This window comes from Pseudomonadota bacterium (assembly GCA_040752895.1).
Taxonomy (GTDB): Bacteria; Pseudomonadota; Alphaproteobacteria.
The window spans coordinates 219,649-242,882 of record JBFMHN010000002.1; the positions used below are offsets into that span (position 1 = coordinate 219,649).

At 63.6% G+C, this 23,234-nt stretch carries 25 protein-coding genes, 1 tRNA gene and 1 pseudogene; 7 read left to right on the plus strand and 20 right to left on the minus strand.

Annotated elements, in window-relative coordinates; translation table 11 throughout:
* The first annotated feature begins 4 nt into the window (after positions 1-4).
* Together atpC and AB1781_04860 are read left to right on the plus strand one after the other, a co-directional pair.
* Positions 5-418, plus strand: coding sequence for an ATP synthase F1 subunit epsilon (atpC, locus tag AB1781_04855; GenBank protein ID MEW5703900.1), 414 nt, complete (start codon positions 5-7; stop codon positions 416-418).
* An 81-nt stretch (positions 419-499) separates the two neighbouring features.
* Positions 500-1,309, plus strand: coding sequence for a ferritin-like domain-containing protein (locus AB1781_04860; protein ID MEW5703901.1), 810 nt, complete (start codon positions 500-502; stop codon positions 1,307-1,309).
* A gap of 13 nt (positions 1,310-1,322) precedes the next feature.
* Here the strand turns inward: AB1781_04860 and AB1781_04865 are convergent, their stop codons facing one another.
* The 7 genes from AB1781_04865 to rsfS are packed head-to-tail and all read right to left on the minus strand — an operon-like array spanning position 1,323 to position 7,924.
* Positions 1,323-1,820, minus strand: a complete 498-nt coding sequence (locus AB1781_04865; protein MEW5703902.1) for an RNA pyrophosphohydrolase — start codon at positions 1,818-1,820, stop codon at positions 1,323-1,325.
* Complete coding sequence (locus AB1781_04870) at positions 1,817-3,007, minus strand: divergent polysaccharide deacetylase family protein (GenBank protein MEW5703903.1); 1,191 nt, start codon at positions 3,005-3,007, stop codon at positions 1,817-1,819. Before AB1781_04870 ends, AB1781_04865 begins: the two co-directional genes overlap by 4 nt.
* 20 nt (positions 3,008-3,027) lie before the next feature.
* Positions 3,028-4,320, minus strand: a complete 1,293-nt coding sequence (locus AB1781_04875) for a S41 family peptidase (protein MEW5703904.1) — start codon at positions 4,318-4,320, stop codon at positions 3,028-3,030.
* Positions 4,320-5,432 (minus strand): peptidoglycan DD-metalloendopeptidase family protein, encoded by a 1,113-nt coding sequence (locus AB1781_04880; protein MEW5703905.1) that lies wholly within the window; start codon positions 5,430-5,432, stop codon positions 4,320-4,322. Before AB1781_04880 ends, AB1781_04875 begins: the two co-directional genes overlap by 1 nt.
* Positions 5,433-5,478: 46 nt before the next feature.
* A complete protein-coding gene (gene gpmI / locus AB1781_04885) occupies positions 5,479-7,083 on the minus strand; it encodes a 2,3-bisphosphoglycerate-independent phosphoglycerate mutase (GenBank protein MEW5703906.1) in 1,605 nt (534 codons plus the stop codon).
* 59 nt (positions 7,084-7,142) lie between these two features.
* On the minus strand, positions 7,143-7,610 hold the full coding sequence (locus tag AB1781_04890; GenBank protein MEW5703907.1) for a 23S rRNA (pseudouridine(1915)-N(3))-methyltransferase RlmH: 468 nt from the start codon (positions 7,608-7,610) through the stop codon (positions 7,143-7,145).
* A gap of 8 nt (positions 7,611-7,618) precedes the next feature.
* Positions 7,619-7,924, minus strand: a complete 306-nt coding sequence (gene rsfS, locus AB1781_04895; GenBank protein MEW5703908.1) for a ribosome silencing factor — start codon at positions 7,922-7,924, stop codon at positions 7,619-7,621.
* Here rsfS and AB1781_04900 point away from each other — a divergent pair.
* Positions 7,826-8,032, plus strand: a complete 207-nt coding sequence (locus AB1781_04900) for a hypothetical protein (protein ID MEW5703909.1) — start codon at positions 7,826-7,828, stop codon at positions 8,030-8,032. The genes rsfS and AB1781_04900 overlap by 99 nt on opposite strands.
* On the opposite strand, the gene AB1781_04905 is transcribed toward AB1781_04900, so the two are convergent.
* From AB1781_04905 to rplU, 6 genes are all read right to left on the minus strand, one after another.
* Complete coding sequence (locus AB1781_04905; GenBank protein MEW5703910.1) at positions 8,029-8,727, minus strand: nicotinate-nucleotide adenylyltransferase; 699 nt, start codon at positions 8,725-8,727, stop codon at positions 8,029-8,031. The two genes, AB1781_04900 and AB1781_04905, sit on opposite strands and share 4 nt — an antisense overlap.
* Positions 8,691-9,932, minus strand: coding sequence for a glutamate-5-semialdehyde dehydrogenase (locus AB1781_04910; GenBank protein MEW5703911.1), 1,242 nt, complete (start codon positions 9,930-9,932; stop codon positions 8,691-8,693). The genes AB1781_04905 and AB1781_04910 overlap by 37 nt, the downstream gene beginning before the upstream one ends.
* A 64-nt stretch (positions 9,933-9,996) precedes the next feature.
* Positions 9,997-11,139, minus strand: a complete 1,143-nt coding sequence (gene proB, locus AB1781_04915; GenBank protein ID MEW5703912.1) for a glutamate 5-kinase — start codon at positions 11,137-11,139, stop codon at positions 9,997-9,999.
* Complete coding sequence (gene obgE, locus AB1781_04920; protein MEW5703913.1) at positions 11,136-12,161, minus strand: GTPase ObgE; 1,026 nt, start codon at positions 12,159-12,161, stop codon at positions 11,136-11,138. Before obgE ends, proB begins: the two co-directional genes overlap by 4 nt.
* Before the next feature lie 94 nt (positions 12,162-12,255).
* Positions 12,256-12,513 (minus strand): 50S ribosomal protein L27, encoded by a 258-nt coding sequence (gene rpmA, locus AB1781_04925; protein ID MEW5703914.1) that lies wholly within the window; start codon positions 12,511-12,513, stop codon positions 12,256-12,258.
* A gap of 12 nt (positions 12,514-12,525) precedes the next feature.
* The gene (gene rplU, locus AB1781_04930; GenBank protein ID MEW5703915.1) at positions 12,526-13,158 is read right to left on the minus strand and encodes a 50S ribosomal protein L21; all 633 of its coding nucleotides are present in this window, start codon (positions 13,156-13,158) and stop codon (positions 12,526-12,528) included.
* 200 nt (positions 13,159-13,358) lie between these two features.
* On the opposite strand from rplU, the gene AB1781_04935 reads away from it, so the two are divergent.
* Positions 13,359-13,448: transfer RNA gene (locus AB1781_04935), tRNA-Ser, on the plus strand.
* A gap of 52 nt (positions 13,449-13,500) precedes the next feature.
* Here the strand turns inward: AB1781_04935 and AB1781_04940 are convergent.
* From AB1781_04940 to AB1781_04950, 3 genes are all read right to left on the minus strand, one after another.
* On the minus strand, positions 13,501-14,124 hold the full coding sequence (locus AB1781_04940) for a pyridoxamine 5'-phosphate oxidase family protein (protein MEW5703916.1): 624 nt from the start codon (positions 14,122-14,124) through the stop codon (positions 13,501-13,503).
* Between the two features lie 28 nt (positions 14,125-14,152).
* A complete protein-coding gene (locus AB1781_04945) occupies positions 14,153-14,638 on the minus strand; it encodes a nuclear transport factor 2 family protein (protein ID MEW5703917.1) in 486 nt (161 codons plus the stop codon).
* A gap of 68 nt (positions 14,639-14,706) precedes the next feature.
* Positions 14,707-15,252, minus strand: a complete 546-nt coding sequence (locus tag AB1781_04950) for a peroxidase-related enzyme (GenBank protein ID MEW5703918.1) — start codon at positions 15,250-15,252, stop codon at positions 14,707-14,709.
* A 128-nt stretch (positions 15,253-15,380) separates the two neighbouring features.
* Here AB1781_04950 and AB1781_04955 point away from each other — a divergent pair, with 128 nt between their 5' ends.
* Positions 15,381-16,295, plus strand: a complete 915-nt coding sequence (locus AB1781_04955) for a LysR family transcriptional regulator (protein ID MEW5703919.1) — start codon at positions 15,381-15,383, stop codon at positions 16,293-16,295.
* 152 nt (positions 16,296-16,447) lie between these two features.
* Here AB1781_04955 and AB1781_04960 read toward each other — a convergent pair.
* Positions 16,448-16,741, minus strand: a pseudogene (locus AB1781_04960) (mechanosensitive ion channel protein MscS).
* 15 nt (positions 16,742-16,756) lie between these two features.
* Positions 16,757-17,503: a mechanosensitive ion channel domain-containing protein gene (locus tag AB1781_04965; GenBank protein ID MEW5703920.1), complete on the minus strand. Its 747-nt coding sequence runs from the start codon at positions 17,501-17,503 to the stop codon at positions 16,757-16,759.
* A 502-nt stretch (positions 17,504-18,005) separates the two neighbouring features.
* Here AB1781_04965 and AB1781_04970 point away from each other — a divergent pair.
* Together AB1781_04970 and AB1781_04975 are read left to right on the plus strand one after the other, a co-directional pair.
* Positions 18,006-18,743, plus strand: a complete 738-nt coding sequence (locus AB1781_04970; protein ID MEW5703921.1) for a transglutaminase-like cysteine peptidase — start codon at positions 18,006-18,008, stop codon at positions 18,741-18,743.
* 58 nt (positions 18,744-18,801) lie between these two features.
* The gene (locus tag AB1781_04975; GenBank protein ID MEW5703922.1) at positions 18,802-20,292 is read left to right on the plus strand and encodes an O-antigen ligase family protein; all 1,491 of its coding nucleotides are present in this window, start codon (positions 18,802-18,804) and stop codon (positions 20,290-20,292) included.
* On the opposite strand, the gene AB1781_04980 is transcribed toward AB1781_04975, so the two are convergent.
* Together AB1781_04980 and AB1781_04985 are read right to left on the minus strand one after the other, a co-directional pair.
* Positions 20,289-20,960 carry a hypothetical protein gene (locus AB1781_04980; protein MEW5703923.1) on the minus strand — a complete coding sequence of 224 codons (672 nt, stop codon included), beginning with the start codon at positions 20,958-20,960 and terminating at the stop codon, positions 20,289-20,291. The two genes, AB1781_04975 and AB1781_04980, sit on opposite strands and share 4 nt — an antisense overlap.
* Positions 20,961-20,974: 14 nt before the next feature.
* The gene (locus AB1781_04985; protein ID MEW5703924.1) at positions 20,975-23,224 is read right to left on the minus strand and encodes a polysaccharide biosynthesis tyrosine autokinase; all 2,250 of its coding nucleotides are present in this window, start codon (positions 23,222-23,224) and stop codon (positions 20,975-20,977) included.
* Positions 23,225-23,234 lie beyond the last annotated feature (10 nt).

Below are 23,234 nucleotides of genomic sequence, written 5' to 3' on the forward strand. Positions count from 1 at the left end.
CGGCATGGCTGAAACAGTCACTTTCGAACTGGTCTCCCCGGAAAAGCTTCTGCTTTCCCGCGACGCGGCCTTCGTCGTCGTGCCGGGCGCGGAAGGGGATTTCGCTGTGCTTCCGGGGCATGCGCTCTTTCTTTCGAGCCTGCGGCCCGGTGTTCTCGAAGTCCACGACGAAACGGATAAAGCGACCGCCCTTTTCGTTGCCGGCGGCTTTGCCGAGGCAACGCCCAAGCGTTGCACGGTTCTGGCCAGGGAGGCGATTCCCATGGAGGAGATGGACCGCGCCGAGATCGAAAAACGGCGGGGGGAAGCAAAGGAAGACCTGGGCGCCCACCCCGACGACCGCGAAGCCGCGACCCTTCTCGCCACGGCGGAAGCCATGCTCGTCGCCCTCGACACCTGGGGAAAAACCCGCGCTTAAGCAAGGCGTTGCCTACTTTCCGCCGCCTTGGCATACCCCTCCCGGAAATCTATACTTTTCGAAAGAACAGGAAGGACGGCCATGTCCGGGCACTGGACGCTTGACGATATTCCCTGGGAACGGTTCGACCCCACGAAGGTGGACCCCGACCTGCTTCGCGTCGCCAAGACCGCCAGTATGGTCGAACGCAACGCGGAGGATTATGCGAACTATCTCTGCAACGTCTTTGACGACGATCCGGCGTTTCGGGAAGCCGCGCGCCACTGGGCGAAAGAGGAAGAGCAGCACGGCGAGGCGCTTCGTCGCTGGGCGGAAATGGCGGACCGGGACTTTGATTTTCAGAAGAGCTTCCGCCGTTTCACGGAAGGTTTCCGCATTCCGGTCGAGGCGGTCCGCTCCGTCCGCGGCTCGCGCACCGGCGAGCTGATCGCGCGCTGCGTCGTCGAGGTGGGGACCAGTTCTTACTACTCCGCCCTTGCGGACGCCTCGGACGAACCCGTCTTAAAGAAAATCTGCCAGAACATCGCGAGCGACGAGTTCCGCCATTACAAGCTTTTCTATACGCACATGAAGCGCTACCGCGCACAAGAACCCTTGAGCGCCTTCCATCGCCTTCGCATCGCCTTGGGACGCATGGTCGAGGCCGAGGACGACGAACTCGCCTTCGCCTACTTTTGCGCGAACGACGAGCCCGGCCCCTATCAGCGCAAAAAAAGCAGCGCCGACTATATCGGCCGCGCATTCCGTTACTATCGGCCGCACCATATCGAACGCGCCATCGCGATGACGATGAAGGCGGCGACGCTTCGCGTAAGCGACGGCGTGGTGCGGGGAATCGCCAAGATCGCCCACTGGGTCCTCCGGTGGCGGGTGAAGATGGTCTCCACCTGAAGCCTTCCGTCTTTTACTTTTTTTCCACAAAATTGCGGACGACCGGCGCGAAGGCCCGCACGAGTTCCTCATACAGGCGGCGCTTGAAGGGAACGATGACGTCGGGCAATTCCTCAAGCGTTACCCATCGCCAGTCGTGAAACTCGGGCTCTTCGGTGCCGATCCGAATGTCCGAATCGCAACCCAGGAACCTGAAGACGAACCACTTTTGCTGCTGACCGCGGTATTTCCCGTTCCAGATCTTGTCCACAAGCGCGTCCGGTAAATCGTAGAAATACCACTCTTCGCTTTCGGCGACGATCTCCGCCCGGTCGGTGCCAACCTCTTCCAAAAGCTCGCGGAAGGCGGCTTCCGCCGGTGTTTCGCCCGCCTCAATACCGCCCTGAGGCATCTGCCAGGCTTCGCTCCGCATGTCGATGCGGCTGCCGACGAAGACCTTGCCTGCCCGGTTGAAAAGCAGAATGCCGACGCCCGGCCGATAGGGAAGAGCCGCGGCTTTCTCTTGCGTCATCTCACCATCTTCTCGGCCGCGACCGCGCTTACCGGCACCAGCACGAAACCTTTCCTCTCCAGGGTCGGAATCCAGGCGGCCAGCCGCTCTAACGTCACCGGATAGGGAAAACCGATGCCGATCGCATGGCCCTGCACACGCGCCATGGTTTCAAGTGCGGCAAGTTCCTTGTCGATCGCCACGCGGGAGGCCTGGTTGTCGAGGAAGCGGTTGTTCTCCACCCACGGCAGACCAAGCTCCGCCGCCACCTCCGACACCAGGCTCCGTGAGGACGAGCGGCTGTCAAGAAAAAGAAGGCCGCGGCCTTTCAAGGCCTGCAACACCGGCTTAAGCGCCGCCTCCGAGGTTGTGAAACGCGACCCCATGTAGTTCGTGACACCGACATAGCCAGTCCCGCGGGAGAGCGTCCACTCCAGGCGATCGAGGTTGCGAGCCGGGCTTAAACTGGTGAGCAGGGTTTGGGGCCCGGGATCGTTGGCCGGGTAGTTGAGCGGCTCCATCGGCAGGTTGAGGAGAACTTCGTGACCGGCGGCGCGCGCGAGTTCGACCCAGCGCGCAAGATTCTCCGCGTAGGGCGCGAAGGCAAGCGTAACGCCGCCGGGAAGCTGCTGGATGGCGGTTTCCGTCGCTGCGCCGCTCAGGCCGAGCCAGTTTATGGCGATCGCGATGCGCGGCCTCGTGTCCTTATGGTCGAACGGCCGGGCGTAAACCCGCCATGGCTCGCGGCCGTCCTTGCCGATCGCCGGCAGCGGGCCCTTCTGGCTTTCCTCGACGAGGCCGGGGTCCGGCGCCGGCTTCAGTACCATCGGCACCGGCGCGGGCAGGGCGGCCATTGTCTCTGTTTCCACCGGCGGGTGCGCACGTACAGGCGCAACTGGCGGCGCTTTTGTTTCTGGCGGCGCTTTTGTTTCTGGCGGCGCTGGCGGGCTTTCGACCGGCAGTTCCGGCGTTACGGCGGCGACGGCGGGCGGGCTTTCCGTTTCGGCCTCCGGCGCCGGCGGGAGCGGCGGCAGGGCAACCGTGACGCCGGCCGAGTACCCTCTGCGTTCCTCCAGCCGCACGTCGCCCATGACGAGAAGCCAGCCCGCGGCAACGCCGACCCCAAGGATCAACGTACACCAAGCCCCCACCAGAAGCTTGCCGCCTGAAGGCTTCCCGGACCGATAGCGTGCTAGTGTCGCTGCCATGGGTTGGCGAAACGATGCGTTTAGGATGGCGGCTGGCGAAGCCGCTCGGAATAAAGCGAAACGCCGCGGATGAGATCAAGCGCGCGCAGCAGTTGGTAGTCCTTCATTTCCGCGTCCTCCTTGCCCGTCTTTTCAGGGGCGGCAAGCCCGGGCTCTTCCGCTTCTTGCAAAAGCGCGCCCTCCAAATCTTTCTCGCGCAGCGGATTAAGGGCGGTCAGTTTTTCTATCCGCGCCTGTTCAACGAGGATATCCGGCTCGATCCCCGTCGCCTGAATGGAGCGTCCGGAGGGCGTGTAGTACCGCGCCGTCGTCAACCGTATCGCCCCATGCTTGCCCAGCGGGATAATGGTTTGCACGGACCCTTTCCCGAAAGAGCGCGTGCCGAGCACGATGGCGCGGTGATGATCCTGAAGCGCACCGGCGACGATTTCCGAGGCCGAGGCGGAGCCGCCATTGATCAGAACGACGATCGGCAGGCCGCCCACCAGATCCCCCGAGCGCGCGTTGAAGCGCTGGGCGTTTTCGGGCTGGCGGCCGCGCGTTGAAACGATCTCGCCCTTCTCAAGGAAGGCATCGGAAACGGCGATGGCCTGATCCAGAAGCCCGCCCGGATTGTTCCGAAGGTCCAGTACGACGCCCTGCAGGTTCTTGCCCTTCTTTTTCTGGAATTCCTTGATTGCATCCGCAAGGGCGGACTCGGTTTGCTCGTTGAAGGAGGTGACGCGGACGTAGCCGATATCCCCTTCAAGGTGGGAGCGGACGGACTGAATCTTGATTCGGTCGCGCGTGACTGTTACCTCGATAGGGCCGCCTCCATCGCGGCGGATGGTAAGTTTGATTTTTGTCCCCACATCGCCGCGCATCTTCTCAACCGCCTGCGGCAGGGTCAGGCCAAGGACCGGCTTGTCATCCAGATGCGTGATGTAATCGCCGGCCTGAACCCCGGCGCGAAAAGCGGGCGTGTCGTCGATCGGCGAGACGACCTTCACCAGGCCGTTCTCCATCGTAACTTCGATGCCAAGGCCGCCGAATTCGCCGCGCGTGCGAATCTGCATGTCTTCGAAATCTTTCGGATTCAAATAGCCCGAATGCGGATCGAGCGAAACCAGCATGCCGTTGATCGCCGATTCGATCAGTTTCGAATCCTCGATCTCGTCCACGTAGTTCGCGCGCGCGCGCTCGAAGACCTCCCCAAGCAAATTCAACTGCTGGTAGGTGTCGGTTAAGTCCTTTTCTTCTTTTTCCTTCGCGTCAACCGCTGCGGAAAACAAAAACGCCACTGTCAAGGTGACAGTCAGAACAAAAATACGCATTATCCGCTAACCTTGCCTTTGCCTGCCGCCAGCCATGGCAGCGGGTTGATGGAATGGCCTTCGTGACGCAGTTCGATATAGAGGCTGGGCTTCCCCCCGTCAGGGTTTCCCATGGCCCCCACCGGCTCGCCGGCGAGCACCCATTGGCCAACGGCGGCGTCAATTCGGAATAATCCAGCCAATAGAGTATGATAACCCTCGCTGTGGCGGATGATCAAGAGCGGGCCATAGCCGCGAAAAGGGCCGGCGAAAACGACCTGGCCGTCGAAGGGGGCGATGACCTGGGCATGGGGCCGGGTCTCGACCGTAATTCCCTTGCTGGGCATGCCGAATTCCGTCGGTTCGTCGTAGAGGCGGGCGATCCGGCCGCGCGCCGGAAGCGGCAGCGTGCCGGCCGCCTGGCGAAAGGAAGGGACGCCGCTCTTGGGAAAGGGCGCCAGCGCCAGGCTTCGCGGCGCGCGTTCGAGACGCGCCAGAAGCTCGCGCAGGTCCTTCGCCTGGCCGGCGAGTGCGGCGAGGCGCGCCTGTTCCGCCTTGCTCTCCGTGCGCGTTTTTGCTTCCAGGGATTGCTTCTGCGTGAGCAGTTGGCCCAGGCGGTCGCGTTCCTTTTCAAGCGCGTTTTTTCCTTCGGCGAGGTCTCCTTGGCGGCGAACAATCTCCGCTTTCAGGCTCGCAAACACCGTCAATTCGCGGCGAAGCTCCGCCGCTTTCGATTCGATTCTCGGCACGGTAAAGCGGATCAGATTGATGCTGCGAACGGTGTCGATGGGCCGCAGCGGAAGCACGAGCAGCGTTTCCTTCGGTACGATCGCCAAACGCTCGAGGGCGGCGGTAACCTCGCCGAACCGCCGTTGCTGCTGCCACAACGCCTGGCGTTTCTCGACGAGTTGCCCCTCGAGGGTCTTGAGCCGCCCTTCGTGAGCAGAAACCGACTCCTCGCGTTCCTGGGCGCGGCGCGCCGTCGCGATCATTTCCTTGCGAATATTCCGAACGTTCTTCGCCAGCTCGGCCGCTTTCTTCTCAAGCGTTTGCTGGCGGCTGCGGCCCGCCTCCATCGCCCGTTCGACGTCGCGCAATTCCTGCCCGGGGTCCCCGGCGTGCGCTTCCGGCAACGCGAAACCCGCCGACAGGACAAGGCCCGCGGCGAACAGCCTTACCTTACGCCGTCGCCCGTCTTTCGGGTTTCGCGCGCGCGGCGGCAGGATCGGGAATGAGAAGCGAATGGCCCGTCATCTCCTTAGGCTTGGGAAGGCTTAAGAGTTCGAACAAAGTGGGGGCGACGTCCGCCAGCACGCCGTCGGTCAAACGGGCCGCCGGTCCGTTGATCAGCACGACCGGCACGCGATCGAGGGTATGCGCCGTGTGCGGCTCGCCGGTCTTGGCGTCCTGCATGCGCTCTACGTTCCCGTGGTCGGCCGTGATTAGCAGCGCGCCGCCCGCCTCCCGGACGGCGGCGGCAAGCCTGCCCAGGCAGGCGTCCACCGCCTCGACCGCCCGAATCGCCGCCTCGAGCTTGCCGCTATGGCCGACCATGTCGGTGTTCGCGTAGTTCACGACGATAAGATCGAAACGCCCCGCACCGACCGCCTCCACCAGGCGATCGGTCACCTCGAAGGCCGACATTTCCGGCTTCAGGTCGTAGGTCGCAACCTTGGGCGAGGGCACCAGAATTCTTTCTTCACCCGCGTAAGGCCGTTCGCGACCGCCGTTCAGGAAGAAGGTCACGTGGGCGTATTTTTCCGTCTCCGCGATGCGGAGCTGGGTTTTTCCGGCCTTCGCCACGGCCTCGCCCAGCGTCCCCTCGGGCCTGGCGCAAGGAAAAAGAACGGTATGAAAGGCGTTCAATTCCTTGGCGTATTCCGTCAGGCCGGTCGCCGCGCAAAAGCGGATGGGCTTCGTCCGCAAAAACGCCTTGAAATCGGGGTCGAGCAGGGCGGCCAGAATCTGGCGGACACGGTCGGCGCGGAAGTTCCCCATCAGGACGCCGTCGCCGTCCCGCATGCCCGCGTAATCGCCGAGAGCGACCGGTTCGACGAATTCGTCCGTCACGTTCTTCGCATAGCTGGCGTTGATCGCCGCCATTGGATCTTCGGCGCGCGGCCCCTTGCCTTCGACGAGGGCACGGTAAGCCTTCTCGATCCGTTCCCAGCGGTTGTCGCGGTCCATCGCGTAGTAGCGCCCCATGACGCTTGCCGCCCGCAAGCCCGCCACGTCTTTCGTCGCCGCAAGAAAGGCCTCGACATAGCCCAGGGCGCTTTTCGGCGGCGTGTCGCGCCCATCGAGAAAGGCGTGCAACGCCACCGGCACGCCGGCGGCGTCCACGATCTTGGCCAGCGCCACGAGATGCGCCTGGTGGGAATGAACCCCACCCGGAGAGAGCAGTCCCATCAGGTGACAGGTGCCGCCGCTCGCCCGCAGTTTTGCGATGAAATCGCGGAGCGCCTCGTTTTCGGCAAGCCTTCCGCTTGCTACCGCCGCGTCGATGCGGGGCAGATCCTGGAGGACGATGCGGCCGGCGCCCAGATTCATGTGGCCGACTTCAGAATTTCCCATCTGGCCCGGCGGCAGGCCGACTTCGCCTTCCGAGGCCTGCAAAAGGGCGTGCGGAAAAGACGCCATGAAGCGGTCCCAGTTCGGCGTTTCGGCAAGCGCGATCGCGTTCATTTCGCGCCCCTCGCGGTGGCCCCAGCCGTCCAGGATGCAAAGGACGACGGGACGGGGCGGATTTGCCTGCGTTCTTTCCTGCGTTCTTTCCTGCGTCATGGGGGGATATATAAGGGAAATCCGGGGCGAACGGTAGCCCGGGCCGGGAAACGCCGGCCCTACCTGCCGCCGCGGTGATAGGGGTGCCCGTTCAGAATCTGCTGGGCCCGGTAAAGCTGTTCGATGAGAAGCCCGCGAACCAGAAGATGCGGCCAGGTCGCCGAACCCAGGGAAAGCACGCTGTCCGCCCGACCAAGGGCCTTTTCGCCAAGCCCCTCGGCGCCGCCGATGAGAAAGCAAAGCGGCCCGCCGCCTTCCCGAAAGCGCCGGAGAGTTTCGGCGAACGTCTCGCTCGCAAGCATTTTTCCCCCCTGGTCGAGGGCGACGACGCCGGCCCCTTCCGGGACGAGGGAAAGGAGTTTGGCTGTTTCTTCCTGCTTTTGCCTGGCGGGCGGGCGGGCGGGACGCACCTCTACTTCCTGCAAGCGCAGCGGCCAGCGAAGCCTTTTCGCGTACGCCTCGAAAAGTGCACGCTCCGGCCCCGCGCGGGCCCGCCCGACGGCCAGGATGTGAAGGGCGAAGGCCATCCTTCCGGTCAGACGCCCGACCGCGCCGCTTCGGAGGCGGCGTGGTCGTCGGGCAACGGCAGGCCCCACATTTTTTCCAGGTTATAAAAAGCGCGGATTTCCGGCCGAAAAAGGTGGACGACCGCGGCGCCGGCATCGACCAGGACCCAGTCGCCCTGCCCCATGCCCTCGACCGGCGCGTTCCCGAATCCGCTTGCCTTCAGCTTTTCGACGATATGCTGCGCCATCGCAACGACCTGCCGGGTCGATCGGCCGCTTGCGATGAACAGGCGGTCGGCGATGTCGGATTGCCCTTTGAGATCGATAACGACGATATCTTGCGCCTGATCATCCTCGAGAGAAGCGCGGATGAGCGTTTCGAGTCGTTTGGCGGAAAGCTGTTTCTTTTTGCCGCTCAGCGTGTGTGGCCCTCCATGACTTAAAAGCCTCCCCCCACATACCGGCGGGCGGCCGCACGGATTCCACGGGCAGGGTGGCGTTTGCGAATCCGCGTCGCGGAAACCGGGTTGAGCGCCGTTTTCAGGAACACCCACGCCGGTGGCCGCATGTCGGCAAGCATGCTTGCCTGGCGCTCCGGCAGACAGGATCGCCCGAACCGTCGCGCCGCCCCTCCGGTTGACGCAGAAAAAGAATAGGAAGGACGGTCGAAAACCGCAATGGGAACCGTGTCGAAGATAGCCGTCCAGTCCCGCCAGCGGGAGATCTGCGCCAGGTTGTCCGCCCCCATCAGCCAGACGAAACGGCATCTCGGAAGGGCGCGGAGAATGGCGCGCAGGCTGTCGATCGTGTAACGGGTTTCGAACCCCGCCTCGAGGTCGGTAACGCGTATCCGCGGGTGCCTAGCCACTTCCCTCGCGCGGCGGAGGCGTTCCTGCAGGGGCCGCGTTTCCTTGGCGGGTTTCAGCGGATTCTGAGGGGAGACCAGCCACCAGACCTCGTCGAGGCCGAGGATGCGAAGGGCGAGCAGGCTTATGTGGCGGTGCCCGTCATGGGCCGGGTTGAACGAGCCGCCGAGCAGCCCGATGCGAAGATTTGGGCGCCCTGCCCCGGACGGCAGATGGGCGCCTCCAGCGCGCGTCCTCAGGGGCGCACCTGCCCGTCGCCAAGCACGACGTATTTGTAGGTCGTGAGCTGCTCGACGCCGACCGGGCCGCGGGCGTGCAGGCGGCCCGTCGCAATCCCGATCTCCGCCCCCATGCCGAACTCGCCGCCGTCGGCGAACTGGGTCGAGGCGTTCCGCATGACGATGGCGCTGTCCACGCGATCGAGGAAGGTGGCGGCGGCCTTTTCGTCTTCGGTCACGATCGAGTCCGTGTGATGGGAACCGTAGCGGTTGACGTGCCGGATGGCTTCCTCGACGCCGTCGACGACCCGAACGGAAAGAATGGCGTCCAGGTATTCCGTCGTCCAGTCCGCTTCCGTCGCCACCTTCGCCCGCGGGTAGATTGCCCGCGTTCTGTCGTCGCCGCGCAGCTCGCAGCCCGCCTTCGCCAGATCGTCGAGGATGGGGGGAAGAAACGTTTCGGCGACGCTTGCGTCAACCAGCAGCGTTTCCATCGCCCCGCAGATGCCGGGACGGCGCATTTTCGCGTTCAGCACGATCTTGCGCGCCTTTTCAAGGTCAGCGGCGGCGCCCACATAGACGTGGCAGATGCCTTCGAGGTGGCGAAGAACGGGGATCCGGCTTTCGCGGAGCACGCGTTCGATCAAGGGCTTACCGCCGCGCGGCACGATGATGTCGATGAAATCCTCCATCTTCAGCATCTCGCCGACGGCGGCGCGGTCGGAGGTCGGCACTATCTGAATGGCGGCAGACGGCAGATCGACAAGCCTGAGGCCGCGCCGGAGCCGTTCGAGAACGGCCGCCGCCGAATGGAAACATTCGGTGCCGGGCCTTAAGATGACCGGATCGCCCGCCTTCAGGCACAAGCCTGCGGCGTCCGCCATCACGTTCGGGCGCGCCTCGAAGATGACGCCGATCACGCCAAGCGGCACGCGCACGCGGCGAATGCGAAGCCCGTTCGGGCGGGTCCACTCGGCCATCACCTCGCCGATGGGGTCGGCGAGGCCGGCGACGGCTTCCAGCCCCTTCGCCATTCCTTCGATTCGCGCCGGGTCGAGGCGCAGGCGATCGAGGAAGGCCGGCGTCGCCTCACCCTTTGTTTCCGTCTCGGCGACGTCTTGTGCGTTGGCCTTCAGGATCGCCGCCGCGTCGGCGCGGATGGCGGCGGCGGCGGCGAGAAGGGCGGCGTTCTTGGCTTTTGTGGAGGCCCGGGCGAGAGGCTCGGCGGCGGCGCGCGCATCCTCGCCAAGCCTGCGCATGCGCAGCGAGAGGTCGTCCCCGGTTCTGGATTTTGCCACGCTCAAGGCGCCGCTTCCTCCCGCCTCAACGCAAGACCAAATCGTCGCGATGGATCATTTCGTCGCGCCCACGGTAGCCGAGAATCGCTTCGATATCACGGCTTTTATGGCCAAGGATACGGGCCGCGTCGGCCGCCGAGTAGGCGGAGATCCCCCGCCCCACTTCCTCGCCGTCTGGCCCCTTGACGACGACGGTGTCGCCGCGCAGGAAAGCGCCTTCCACCCGCGTGACACCGGCCGGCAGCAAACTTTTGCCGCCTTTCAGCGCGCGCAACGCGCCCCCGTCCACCGTTAAGCTGCCCAAGGGCCGAAGGCCGCCTGCGATCCACTGCTTGCGCGCCTGCTTCGGTCCTTCGGAGGGCAGAAACCAACTGCAGCGCGCACCGCCCTCCAGCGCGCGCAACGGGTGCGGCGCGCGCCCGTCCGCGATCACCATCCGGCAGCCGGCCGCCAGCGCGATGCGGGCGGCCTGCAACTTCGTCACCATGCCGCCGGTGCCGTGCGCAAGGGTGGTTTCGCCCGCCATCGCCTCGATCTCCGGCGTGATTTCCCGCACTTCTTCGAGATGGCGCGCGGCGGCTTGCCGCCTGGGGTCGGCGGTGTAAAGCCCGTCGATATCGGAAAGCAGGACGAGGGTATCCGCGCTCACCATCTGGGCGACGTGGGCGGCGAGACGGTCGTTGTCACCGAAACGTATTTCCTCCGTCGCCACCGTGTCGTTCTCGTTGATGACGGGCAGGGCGCCCAAGGCAAGCAGCGCGTTCAGCGTCGTCCGCGCGTTCAGGTAGCGCCGCCTGGCTTCGGTGTCCTCAAGCGTCAGCAGGACTTGGGCGACGGCGACCCCATGGCGCGCCAGCGCTTCCTGCCAGGCGTGGGCGAGACGGATCTGCCCGGCGGCGGCGGCGGCCTGGCATTCTTCGAGCTTGAGCGCTTGCTCTTTAAGGCCGAGCGGCGCCCGTCCGGCGGCGATCGCCCCGGAGGAAACGACGACGACTTCCCGGCCGCGGGCGCGCCAGTCCACGATATCGTCGGCGATCGCCTCGAGCCAATCCTGGCGAAGGGCGGTGGCGTCCGGCGCGACAAGCAGGGAAGACCCGACCTTGACGACGATCCGCTTTCCTTCGGCGATCCCCTTGACGAGACGGTGGGCATGGCCGGCGTTCTTCATGACGCGGCGGTTTCCTGTTCCCGGGCGTCGGCGGCGGCACTGCGGACTTTTTCCAGCAACGCCCGCAGCACGGCCCCCACCCCCGCCTGGGTGGCGGCGGAGATGACATGGGCTTCCTTGCCGGCGGCGTTTGAAAGTTCGGCCTTCAGCGCCGCCGCCGCCGCCGCGTCCAGCAGATCGCATTTGTTGAGCGCGACGATTTCCGGCTTTTCGGCGAGGCCGTGGCCATAGTGTAAAAGCTCCGTCCGCACCGTCCGGTAGGCCGCGGCGACATCGGGGAGGGTGGCGTCCACCAGATGAAGAAGCACCCGGCAGCGTTCGACGTGGCCCAGGAAGCGATCGCCAAGGCCCGTCCCCTCGTGCGCCCCTTCGATCAGGCCGGGAAGGTCGGCCAGCACAAATTCCTCGCCCGCCGCCGTGACGACGCCGAGCTGCGGCCAGAGCGTGGTGAAGGGATAGTCGGCGATTTTCGGCCGGGCCCGCGTAACGGCGGCGAGAAAGCTTGACTTGCCGGCGTTTGGAAGGCCGACCAGGCCAGCGTCGGCCAACAACTTGAGCCGGACCCAGACCCACATCTCGGCCCCCGCCCAGCCCGGTTCCGCCCGGCGGGGCGCTTGATTGGTCGAGGATTTGAAGCGCACGTTGCCCCGCCCGCCGTCGCCGCCCGGCAGCAGCAGGACGCGCATCCCCGCTTTCGTGAAATCGGCGATCAGGGTTTCGCCGTCTTCCGCGAACACCTGGGTGCCGATGGGAAATTTTAGGACGATGTCGCGACCGGCCCGGCCCGTGCGTTCGCGCCCCGCCCCGTCCTGGCCGCCCTCCGCCTTTATATGCTGCGTGTAGCGGTAATCGATCAGCGTGTTGAGGCCGGCCACCGCTTCGCCGAAGACGGCGCCGCCGCGCCCGCCATCGCCGCCGTCCGGCCCGCCGAACTCGACGAATTTCTCGCGCCGGAAGCCGACGCAGCCGGCGCCGCCCTTGCCGCTTTGGAGGTGAATCTTTGCCTGATCGAGAAAACGCATCGTCGTTCCCTTGCCGGAAAGGACAAGGCGGGCATCAAAAAGGGGGAATGGCTGCCCATTCCCCCCGCGATTTTACAACGCCCGCGGAGAAAGATCAGCCAAGCGGATCCACGGAAACGTAGGTGCGGCCGCCAAGGCTGGTGTGGAACTTCACGCGACCTTCGCGGATGGCGAAAATGGTGTGGTCCTTGCCCATGCCGACGTTCTCGCCCGGATGAACCTTCGTGCCGCGCTGGCGGATGAGAATGTTGCCGGGCACGACAGCCTGGCCGCCATACCGCTTCACGCCAAGACGGCGGCCCGCCGAGTCGCGGCCGTTGCGAGAACTGCCCCCTGCTTTCTTGTGTGCCATTGTCCCGTGTCCTTACTTTTTCTTCGACGGCTTTGCCGTTGTTTTTCTCGCCGTGGGTTTCTTCATCGCCGGCCGCTTCACCATCGCTTTTTTCGGGGCGTCCTTCTTCGAAGCCCCTTTCTTCGCGGGCGGCGGCTTCGGTGCCGCTTTTTTCTTCGGCGCCTCCTTTTTGGCGCTCGTCTTCTGCGCGGCCGCCTTCGCGGGCGCAGGTGTTTGTTTCGAAGCCGCTTTCGGCTTGGCCTCCGCGCGGGGCGCCTTTTTCTTCATGGCCGGCTTTTCCTTCACGACGACACGTTCCGCCGGCAACGGTTTCGGCGCTTGCCGCTCCGCGCCCGGCGGGCAGACCGCGTCGATGCGAAGCACGGTTCCGGCCTGGCGGTGGCCCCGGGTGCGGCGATAATTCTGACGGCGCTTTTTCTTGAAAATGAGGACCTTGTCGGATTTCGTCTGGTCGAGGATTGTCGCCGTCACCGCCGCCCCTTCGATCATCGGCGTACCGACGACCGTTTCCGTACCGCCGCCGATCAGAAGAACCTCGCCGAGCTCGATCTGGGTGCCGCGCTCGCCTTGCAGTTTCTCGACGACGATCACATCGTCCGCCGTAACCCGATATTGTTTACCGCCTGCGCGCACGATCGCATACATGGGAAATTCGCTTTTTCGTCCAGAAGGAGAGCCGGCAGTGGCCGGAGGCCGCGGAAATATAGCGCGAACCCTCGAATTGTCAACGGCTTCCCGCCCTTTCCCTCGAAAAGCCAAGGCCCCGCAACGGCTTGCGGTAGGGGCGGGGCACCCCCGCGCCAGCCTTGCGGGCAACGGCCTCTGCGGCTAGGCTCCCCCGCCCAGGAGGGGTGCCAGAGCGGTCGAATGGGGCGGTCTCGAAAACCGTTGTGCCTTCACGGGTACCGTGGGTTCGAATCCCACCCCCTCCGCCACCACCCCGAGAGATGCTGAAATCCAACACTCTCTGGGCCGGACGCAAATGTCTTAGGGAGTCGGTGTCGGCGCCGGGCGGCGGGTGAGTTCTGCTTCGAGTTCGGCGATCCGCGAGGTTAGCGATGCGGTCATTGCGCGTACCTCGTCGAGCGTAAACCGTTCGGTGATGTGCTGCGGACAGTTCCAATCGAACGCTTCGACCTTAATCAAGAAGCCGCGTTCGACATGGGCGCGGTAACCCGGCATTTCGAGGCCTGACAGAATCGCCCGATCATCCAGGCCAACGATCTTGGCGCGGCCGAACACCTTCAGACGCGTTTTGTTCGGGTAATCCATGAAGAACAGCGACACTCGGTCGTCGGTCACGATATTGCCGACGCTGACATATTGCCGGTTACCGCGAAAATCCGCGAAACCGATCGTGCCTTCGTCCAGAACCCGCACAAAACCGGTCGGCCCGCCGCGATGCTGGATATAGGGCCAGCCCGTCTCGCTCACGGTCGCCATGTAGAGCGAATTGCGCGCCGCAAGAAAGCCGGCCTCCACCTCCGTCAGCCTGTAGTTCGTCACTTCCGGCGCACTCTCCATGCGGGCATAGGACTTTCGGCTTCCCATTTCCTCCTGGACTTCCTTCACCATCGGTGTGAAGGCAATGTCCGCGAAACGATGCGACATAGTTTCCTCCTGCGAAGATCCGCGCACGTCACAGTCCCAGATTCGACAAACCCGGGTGATCCACGGGCCTAGGCCCTTGCGGCCATGAGAATTTCCGGCCGCCCTCGCAAATCGGTTGATCATTGATGCTGGCGAAACGCAGCCGCATGAGTCCGCGCTCGTCGAACTCCCAGTTCTCGTTGCCGTGGGACCGGAACCAATTGCCCGCGTCGTCGCGCCATTCATAGGCAAAGCGCACTGCGATTCGATTCTCGGCAAAGGCCCAGAGTTCCTTGACGAGACGATAGTCAAGCTCGCGGGCCCATTTGCGCTGCAGGAACGCGACGATGTCAGCCCGTCCGGTTGGAAATTCTGAGCGGTTGCGCCAGCGACTGCCTTCCGTATAGGCGAGCGAGACCCTAACCGGGTCGCGCGCGTTCCAGGCGTCCTCCGCCATCCGCACCTTCTGGATCGCGGTCTCCCGCGTGAAAGGGGGCAAGGGCGGCCGCGCGGCCAATGTTGTCACGTTGATCATATTATTTCTCCTTGCACGCGCCGTTGACGGCGCGGCTGAAGCCGCGCCGTCCGGCCACGGATTTAGGGTTAGGCGGCCTTGTTCAGGTCGATCTTCGGAAAGTCGATCTCGACCTGCGTCGCCTTCCCGAGCAGGTTGGTAAAGATGTTCATTGCCACATGGGTGATGATCTCGATGATGTCCGCGTCGGAGTGGCCGGCGGCGCGAACAGCGTCGAATTCGGCCTTGCTTACTTGGCCGGCATGCTCGACCAACGCGCGCGCGAAGGTCAGCGCCGCCTCTGCCTTCGCGTCTGCTGACCGGCCCTTGCGGTTGGCGATCATTTCCTGGTTGTCGAGTCCGACCTTGCGCCCAATGGCCGTATGGGCGGACACGCAGTACTGGCAGGCATTCTGCTCGGCGACCGCCAGCGCGATTCTCTCTCGCGTCCTCGGGTCGAGAACGCCCGCGCCGGCAATGCCGTGGATGCCGAGGAATGCGCTTAGGGCAGCCGGCGAATTCGCCAGCACGCGGATGAAGTTCGGAACCATACCGAGGCTAGACTGGACAGCGTCCAGAAGCTGCTTGGCCTCACCAGTGGCGGTTTGGGGATCGATAACGTCAACACGAGCCATGAGATTGGTCCTTCCATAACTGATGGTGCGGTGCCCTGCGGCCCCGCTCCTCCGCAATTTGCCCCAAGATGATCATTGAAAGAATATCTGACGTATGGAACACTTTATTCCAATAAAAGGAATAATAAATGGACCGACTGCACGAGATCGAGGTCTTCATCGCGGTAGCGGACGCCGGCAGCTTCGCCAAGGCCGGGGCGCGGCTGCGGCTGTCGCCCCCGGCCGTGACTCGCGCCATCTCGGCGCTCGAGGACCGGCTCGGCGCGCGCGTCTTCAACCGGACAACCCGGAGCTTGACGATCACCGACGTCGGTCACCGTTTTTTGGAAGGCGCGCGGCGCGTCCTCTCGGATCTCGACACGACCGAGAAAGATGCGGTCGGTGAGGCCGCAATGCCCCAAGGTCGTCTAACCATCACGGCCTCGGTGACCTTTGGCCGGTCCACGCTCCCGCCGGTTATTTGCGACTTCCTCGGCCAGCACCCGCGTATCTCGGCGTCCGTTCTCCTGCTCGATCGCGTCGTAAACCTCGTCGAGGAAGGGATCGACATCGCCGTGCGCATCGGTCACCTTCCGGACTCGAACCTGATCGCCAAGCGGATTGGCGAAGTCCATCGAGTCCTGGTTGCGAGTCCGGACTACCTCGATAAGCGCGGGGCGCCCACGTCACCGGCGGACCTGCGGCTCCATTCCGTGCTTGCCTTCACGGGCCTCATGCCAAACCGCGAATGGCGTTTCCAGAAAGGGCGGAAACAGGGCAGCGTGAGCCTGCGTCCGACGCTCGAGATCAACGACGCGGTCGCCGCGATCCATGCCGCCGAGATGGGCCACGGCATCACGATAGCGCTGTCCTACATGGTGGGCGAGCAAGTCCGCGAAGGAAGGCTTGTGCCGGTCCTCGACACTTTCACGCTGCCGCCCCAACCGGTACACTTGGTCTATCCTCATGCCCGACTTATCGCGCCCAAGATCCGTGCTTTCATCGACTTTGCCGCTCCCCGGTTGAAGAACGCCCTCGACGAGTTGGCGTGGAGAAGCGCATGACCCGTCCCCACGGCCGCCCGGAATTGTTGGAAGATGCGAGGCATTGAGACAGAGAAGGTTCGATCCCAGTTTCTTTCCCTCCGCCAAGCGCAGCGGCCCCCGTTTTCGGGGCCGTTTCGCGCTTGGGGGCGGCGGACGGGTCCCTGTCCGTCCTAACTTTTCTTCGGCTCGCGGATCTCGACCGGGATGGCGCCTTCGACCGATTTCAGGTGAAGGTCCCGCTGCGGAAAGGGAATTTCGATTCCCTGTTCCTTGAACTTGTCCCAGACGTTCAGCAGGACAGCGCTTTTCACGTTCCCGATGCCCTGCGACGGATCGTTTATCCAGAAGCGCAATTCCAGATCAACGGCGTTGTCCCCGAAACCGGTCAGCAAGCAAACCGGGGCCGGGTTACTCAGAACACGCTTGGTCTCGGCCGCCGCCTGCAGGCAAAGCGCCATCGCCTGATGAGGGTCGGAATGCTAGGAAATGCCGACGGGAACTCGCTGTCGCACGAGGTTGTTCGAGTACGACCAGTTTTCCACACGCTGGGTGATCAGCTCTTCGTTCGGGATCAGGTGTTCGGTCCCGTCGCGCGTAAGGATCGAGACGTAGCGTCCGCTTAAGGAATTTATCCAGCCGTAGGTATTGCCGATCGCGATCACATCGCCCGGCTTGACGGACTTATCCAACAGCAGGATCAGGCCGCTCACAAAATTCGAAACAACCTTTTGCAAGCCAAAACCGAGACCGACACCGACCGCGCCGCCGAACACGGTGAGCGCGGTAAGGTCAATGCCAAGCGTGTTCAGGCCCGCCAGAATAGCGATCGCGAACAAGACGATTTTTAAAAGCTTGCCGAACAGCACCTGCAAGGTGGGCGTCAGGCTTTCAACGCGGCGGAGACGGCGCACCAAAAGATTGGAAACGAACGCCGCCGCCCACAGCAGAATGGCCAGCGTCATCAGCGCTTCGACGATCATCAGCAACGAGATGCGCAAGTCCTTGCCAATGCTCACCGCCGCCACGTCGAGCAGATCCATCGTCGGCTGCAGAAGGCCGAGAATGTCCAGGGCGACGATGCCCCAGACGATAAGGGCCAACACATTCGCGAGGGCCCTTTCGACGATCAGGAGGATGCCCAGCCGGATGACGACCCAGGCCACCAGAAGCTTGAGAACGATATCCAGCAGACCGTGGCTGACGCCCGCTTCGACGCCGGCAATCACCGCCACCCCCTGCAAGCCGAGCCACAGAAGCGGAAAAGTCAGGTGGCGAAGGGAGGTCGTAAAGCGCGCCGATCAAGTTTCCGTTTCTTCGCCCCCGCCGAAACGCCCGGCCGGCCAGAACATAGGCGAACAGAAATATGGCGAGGCTGACGCCCGCCTGAACGAGGATCGCGGGAACGAAGACGTGATGAAAAAGCCAGGCGCGAACGGCTTCGACCAGCCGCACGGCAATATTCAAGTCCATTAAGCCTTCCACGGGAACCCTCGAGGCAGCGCGGACGGAATTTCCCTATCTTGGGTAGGATTTCACGGCTTGGCAACCAACCCTCGCGCGCGGGCTGGCGGGCGGGCAGTCGGGGCGGCAATTCCTCTCGTCGGATCCATGCCTTCGCCGCGCCGAACGTTCCAAACCTTCCTCAAGCGACCCCGCGGCAATTAACGCCGCGTTAGGGGGTAGCGAGTACGATGGGTTTGGTAATCCACAGGTAGTGGTTAACGCGCGATGAACCAAGTAGGTAAGCGCGCGGTCCGTCTGGGCCGTGCACGCGGCGCTCGAACACTGGCAGCATTCCTTTACGGCGTGGCGCTCATGGCGGCGGTCGGCGCGCCGCTTCGAGCCGATGACAACGTCGCTACGGCGTATGGTTCCGATGTCAACCACACGCCCCTTTTTAACACGATCTCCTACCGCTCCGACGACGTCAGCACGTTCCGAAAATGGACCGACATGCTGGAACGCTACCGCCGAGAAACGGCGACCGAGCTCGTATGCGCCAACGGCACGGCGTGCGCTCGCACCGGCCAACCGACGCCGTGGCGTGCGATTATTGACGACCTTCGCACCTATAGCGGCAAGGCCCAGCTTGAAGCGACGCAGGCGATATTCAACCGCGTCTCCTATGAAGACGACGACCGGAATTTCGGGGTCAACGATTATTGGGCCAGTCCCGGCGAGTTTCTGGCGCGCGGCGGCGACTGCGAAGACTACGCCATCGCGAAATTTCTGGCCCTGATCGAACTCGGCTGGCCCAAGGATCAGGTGCGGCTGGTGACGCTGAACGACGTTGCGGAAAAGGTCGCACACGCCGTCGTCGTCGTCTATCTGCCGGACGGCCCCTGGGTGCTGGACAGCCGCCGTAAGCGTCTGGAACTGGCTAAAAATTTTACCGATTACCGCCCGCTTTTTTCCCTGACCGAGCGCGCCTGGTGGTACCATGTCGCGCTTGGAAACGCGAGCTGACGCCCACTAGCTTCGGTCCGGGCCCAGCGACGAAGGCGGAGCCGAAGCGGGAAATTCCATGGTTGCACAACCGGAGCCAATCCCAACGCCGCCCGGCGCTTTGTCGCCCGGTGGCGAACGTCGCCGCCCGTCGGAACCGCTGCCGCCGGTCTTTCTCGCGTTACTCTCCGTCGTCGCGCTCGCCCCTTTGCCGTTTGGCAGCGTTCATCTTTGGAGCTGGCCTTTCATCGCCACCCTGATAGGGAGCCTGCTCGGCTTTTGGGCTTTGGACCGCCTTCGGACCGGCAGCCCCGCGCCGGTGCACCCGGGGCGTTTCACGGTTTCCTTGGTGGCGCTCGGCATTGCCGTGGCCTGGGCTGACGTTCAAACCATCGGGGCAACACCAAACCATTGGCACCACCCGGCGTGGGTAACCATGGGTCATCTTCTCGGCGTTTCCGGCGAGCGCGCCATTTCCATCGCGCCCCTCGACACCTGGTCCACCATCGCGCGGTGGCTCACCGTGGCGGCGACCTTCTGGCTGGCCCTTCAATATGGCCGCGCCGTGTCGCGCGTCCGGCTCGGTTTGACCGTGATCGCCGTAATCGGCGCAGGGGTCGCCGCCTATGGGCTCATCATGACGCTCGGCGGCATCGAAATGGTTCTCTGGCGTGAGCGGACCTGGTCCATTTACCGTGGCTACGTGTCAGGAACCTTCATCAACCGCAACACCTTTGCTACCTATGCGGGGCTTGTTGTGCTTATCGCCAGCGCCTTCCTGCTGGAGGCTTATTTCAACCACCGCCGCCGGGCCATGGGCCGCGGTCCAAGTCTGCTCAAGGCCGTGGAAACGTATGTTGCGGGAAACTGGCTTTGGCTTTGTATCTGGTTCCTTGCCATGACGGCGTTGCTGCTGAGCGGCTCGCGCGGCGGCTTTTTCTCGACCATAGCAGGCGGCATCGTCATGATTTTTGCCGCGGGTGTCGGCGCCAAACAGACACGCGATCTTGCGCGCTTGGCCATGTTGCTGGCCGGGCTTCTGGTTCTCGCGGCCTTTGCCATGAGCGGCGAAACCCTGGTCGCCAGTTTTGGACCGCAGTTCGGCGAAAGCGCCGCGGGACGCGGCGTGATCTACGATCTGACCATTCGCGCCTTGACCGACCGTCCGTTGCTCGGAAGCGGCGCGGGCACGTTTCAGAATCTGTTCTATCTATATTGGGACCTCGCACTTGGCATGCGGGCGACCGAAACGCACAATTCCTATCTCGATTCCATCGTCACCCTGGGTCTGCCGGCCGGCGTCTTGCCGACGCTGGCCGTCGCCGCCGCTGCGTTCCCATGCATTTTGGGACTGCGACGGCGCCGCCGCGACACGATCTTTCCGGCCCTTGGCGTCGGTGCGACCGCGCTCGTGGGTGTCCACGCGCTGATGGATTTCAGTCTCGAAAACCTGGCCGTGGCGACCACATATTTTTTCATGCTGGGTCTCTGCGTCGCCCAGAGCTGGTCGAGCGCCGAAGATACCGCCAAGATTTCCGGTGGCGTCCAGCGACGCCGGCGCCTGGTCTAAAGCCGCGACAACCGGTCGAAGGCTTCGCGCTGGCCTATCTCGCCGAGCGCCTCGCGGACGATGGCCCGTATGGTTTCCGATCGCGCCGCCGACACCAGTTCCTCGGGTTTTGTTTCCCAAGCAAGCTGAATCTGCGCCGCCACGAGATGGCGTTCCTCGGCGGAGAAAAAGCGCCAGGATTGAAACGCAACGATCAGCCGCGGCACTACCAGCTTGGAATCGTACCGTCCCATATAGATGGATTGCGCGACATATTGTGCCACCGCCGCGCTCGGCCCATTGTGGCGCTGCTCCGCATGGGCCAGCCAGGTCCAGATCCGGGGATTGACCGGCGATACCTCAATTGCGGCCCGGAAGGCGTCGAAAGCGCCGGCATAAAGGCGGTCCCGTTCCTCCGCGTTTGGGGCGCGCGCGGCCAGGATCAGTCGGACAAGCCCCAGTTTCGCGAGGTAGTCGTCGGACCGGTACCATCCCGTCGCCCGGGCAAACGCGCTCTCGGCCGCTTTGAGCCGGTCATTATCCAGCGCCGAATTCAGCGCATAGTTGTCTATGATTCCGGTGTGCGGCGTTGCGATAAGCGCCGCTACCAGCCGGGGCAGCGCGATGGCCGCGACCGTAATCCCGATGGCCAGCGCCGCCCATGCCGTCCAGTGCCGGAAGTGGCGCATAGCCAGACCGCCGCTCAGGTCGTGTAGTATCGGCGATACCGGCCGTAGTAATAGCCCGAATCGCTGAAGCCGTATTGCGCGTGGGCTTTCACGTCCACCATCGACAGGACGATGCCGGCAATGTGTACGCCCGTGCTTGCGAGCTGCGTGAGCCCCATGCGCACGACCTCGCGCCGGGTACTCGCCCACTGCGCGACGAACAACACCGTGTCGGCGTGCCGCGCCAGCATGCGCGAATCAGAGACCGCCAGAACCGGCGGCGAATCGATCAAAACCAAATCGAACTGCTTGCGCAGCCCTTGAATCAGGTTGCCGAATTTCTCCGATCCCAAAAGATCCGTGGGGTTCGGCACCGATCGCCCGGCCGTGATGACATAGGCGCCGTTCGCGTCGTCGCGCAACAGGACCGCTTTCAGATCCGCTTCGCCCAGAAGATATTCGACGAGACCGGGCTTCGACGGCAGGCCGAATTTCTTATGCATCGCCGGGCGGCGCAGATCGCCATCCACCAAAAGCGTCTTCTGCCCAGCCTTGGCCGCAAGCCGGGCGAGCGCCGAGGCCAACGACGATTTGCCTTCGTCGGGCAGCGATGAACAGACCATCACTGCCCGCGTCTCCAGATCAACGTTGGAAATGACGAGGCTGGTGTGAATTTGCCGTATGGCTTCGCTAAACGCCGATAGCGGCTTGCTTAGCACCACCGATTCTGGCGCCTCATTCTCGATGTCCACGCTGGCAAGAGTCGGGATCAGACCCAGCCCGGGCACGCCCACTTCCTTTTCAATCTGATCAATACTGCGGAAACCTTGGTCGAGTTTTTCCAGAACGACCGCGAGAAGGCCGCCGATGCCGATAGAGGCAACGAAAACCAGTCCGATCAGAAGGCCCCGCTTCGGAAAGCTTGGAACCGACGGGGTATCCGCCGGCGAAATGATTCGCGCGTCCGCCTGTTGAATGTCTCCCTGCTGCGTCGTTTCCTTGAATCGGTTGAGGAAGATTTCCTGCACCGTCCGGTTCGCCTCGGCCTCGCGCTGCAACGCGCGCAGTTGCACTTCCTTGATATTAAGTTCACTGGCCTGGCTTTCGAGGCCGCGCAGGCTTTGGGTCAGCGCGTCCTCCCGGGCGGTGGCGACTTCGACCTCGTTGGCGAGGTTCTGGGTGATTTTCTTCACTTCCGACGCAATTTTTGCCCGCAGGTCTCTCGCCTCGGCCTGCACGTTGACTATCTTCGGATGCGATGGACCGTATCGGGAAGTAAGCTCTGCCGCCTTCCGGTTGACCTCCGCTTCCTGTTCGCGAAGACGTTGAATGAGGGGTGAGGTCAGAACCTCCGCCGCCGATTCCGCGCCACCCGGCGATTGAAGAAGCGATTCCACCTGGCGCAGGCGCGCATGGGCTTCCGCCCGCGCCGCGCGCGCGATAATGAGCTGGGAATTAACCTCGGTGATTTGCTGGCCGACAAGCGATATCCCATTGCTCTGAGTCAGACCGTTTTCACGGCGGAAAGTCTCGACGGCCTGCTCGCTGGCTTTGACCGATTCCCGCAGGGTCGAAAGCCGGTCGCCGAGCCATCGCGTGGCCACCTGGGTTGCCTCAAACTTGGCCTCCAGCTGCTCGACGATATAGAGATCGGCGACGTCGTTGGCGACGCGTGCCGCAAGCGCCGGGTCGGTCGACGTGAAGCTGACCTGCAGCACCAGCGACCGGCCCACCGCCTCGACGTCGAGGCTATCTAGGAACGCATCAATAATGCGGCGTTCCAAGGCTTTCATCTCTTCTTCGGTGATTGGCTCGATGGGGGAAATGTAGTCTGCCCAGCTGTCGGGCAGATAGGTCCGGACAGAGAAAAGCGTCGCCAAGAAACCGGGTTTACGTAAATCGAGGTTGAACTCGGGTTCAAGATCGAGACGGCTTTTTTGGATGACGCGGCGGGCGAGCGAGCGCGAACGGATGACCTCAATCTGGCCGTTGAGGGTTTCAAGGCCCTGGGGCAGGGCGGCCATAACCGTCTCGATACTGACGATCTTGTTCTCGCGCGGCTCGATCATGATGTGCGCGTGGGCGGTATAGCGCGGCGTGACCTGGTAGACGATCAGCCCCGCCAGCAGCGTCAGAAGGGCGATGGTCCCGCCAATGACATTCCGCCGCCGCCAAAGCTTCCGCAAAAGCTCCTGCAAATTTTCCGAGTTCGGCAGTGGAATGGCGCCCCGGCCCGTTTTCGGGACCCGGCCGCTGGCCATTGGCCCCGCGCTATCGTCACCCATGAATGAAAAT

Excerpts from the sequence above, each read along its gene's own strand:
- AB1781_04955 (MEW5703919.1), top strand. The coding sequence starts at position 15,381 with ATGGACCGACTGCACGAGATCGAGGTCTTCATCGCGGTAGCGGACGCC.
- AB1781_04900 (MEW5703909.1), top strand. The coding sequence starts at position 7,826 with ATGCTGCGCCATCGCAACGACCTGCCGGGTCGATCGGCCGCTTGCGAT.
- AB1781_04940 (MEW5703916.1), bottom strand. The coding sequence starts at position 14,124 with ATGTCGCATCGTTTCGCGGACATTGCCTTCACACCGATGGTGAAGGAA.
- AB1781_04950 (MEW5703918.1), bottom strand. The coding sequence starts at position 15,252 with ATGGCTCGTGTTGACGTTATCGATCCCCAAACCGCCACTGGTGAGGCC.
- proB (MEW5703912.1), bottom strand. The coding sequence starts at position 11,139 with ATGAAGAACGCCGGCCATGCCCACCGTCTCGTCAAGGGGATCGCCGAA.
- AB1781_04890 (MEW5703907.1), bottom strand. The coding sequence starts at position 7,610 with ATGGCCTTCGCCCTTCACATCCTGGCCGTCGGGCGGGCCCGCGCGGGG.
- AB1781_04860 (MEW5703901.1), top strand. The coding sequence starts at position 500 with ATGTCCGGGCACTGGACGCTTGACGATATTCCCTGGGAACGGTTCGAC.
- AB1781_04980 (MEW5703923.1), bottom strand. The coding sequence starts at position 20,960 with ATGCGCCACTTCCGGCACTGGACGGCATGGGCGGCGCTGGCCATCGGG.
- AB1781_04970 (MEW5703921.1), top strand. The coding sequence starts at position 18,006 with ATGAACCAAGTAGGTAAGCGCGCGGTCCGTCTGGGCCGTGCACGCGGC.
- AB1781_04910 (MEW5703911.1), bottom strand. The coding sequence starts at position 9,932 with ATGCGCAGGCTTGGCGAGGATGCGCGCGCCGCCGCCGAGCCTCTCGCC.
- rplU (MEW5703915.1), bottom strand. The coding sequence starts at position 13,158 with ATGTATGCGATCGTGCGCGCAGGCGGTAAACAATATCGGGTTACGGCG.
- AB1781_04985 (MEW5703924.1), bottom strand. The coding sequence starts at position 23,224 with ATGGGTGACGATAGCGCGGGGCCAATGGCCAGCGGCCGGGTCCCGAAA.
- gpmI (MEW5703906.1), bottom strand. The coding sequence starts at position 7,083 with ATGACGCAGGAAAGAACGCAGGAAAGAACGCAGGCAAATCCGCCCCGT.
- AB1781_04870 (MEW5703903.1), bottom strand. The coding sequence starts at position 3,007 with ATGGCAGCGACACTAGCACGCTATCGGTCCGGGAAGCCTTCAGGCGGC.
- AB1781_04875 (MEW5703904.1), bottom strand. The coding sequence starts at position 4,320 with ATGCGTATTTTTGTTCTGACTGTCACCTTGACAGTGGCGTTTTTGTTT.
- rpmA (MEW5703914.1), bottom strand. The coding sequence starts at position 12,513 with ATGGCACACAAGAAAGCAGGGGGCAGTTCTCGCAACGGCCGCGACTCG.
- obgE (MEW5703913.1), bottom strand. The coding sequence starts at position 12,161 with ATGCGTTTTCTCGATCAGGCAAAGATTCACCTCCAAAGCGGCAAGGGC.
- AB1781_04975 (MEW5703922.1), top strand. The coding sequence starts at position 18,802 with ATGGTTGCACAACCGGAGCCAATCCCAACGCCGCCCGGCGCTTTGTCG.
- AB1781_04945 (MEW5703917.1), bottom strand. The coding sequence starts at position 14,638 with ATGATCAACGTGACAACATTGGCCGCGCGGCCGCCCTTGCCCCCTTTC.
- AB1781_04865 (MEW5703902.1), bottom strand. The coding sequence starts at position 1,820 with ATGACGCAAGAGAAAGCCGCGGCTCTTCCCTATCGGCCGGGCGTCGGC.
- atpC (MEW5703900.1), top strand. The coding sequence starts at position 5 with ATGGCTGAAACAGTCACTTTCGAACTGGTCTCCCCGGAAAAGCTTCTG.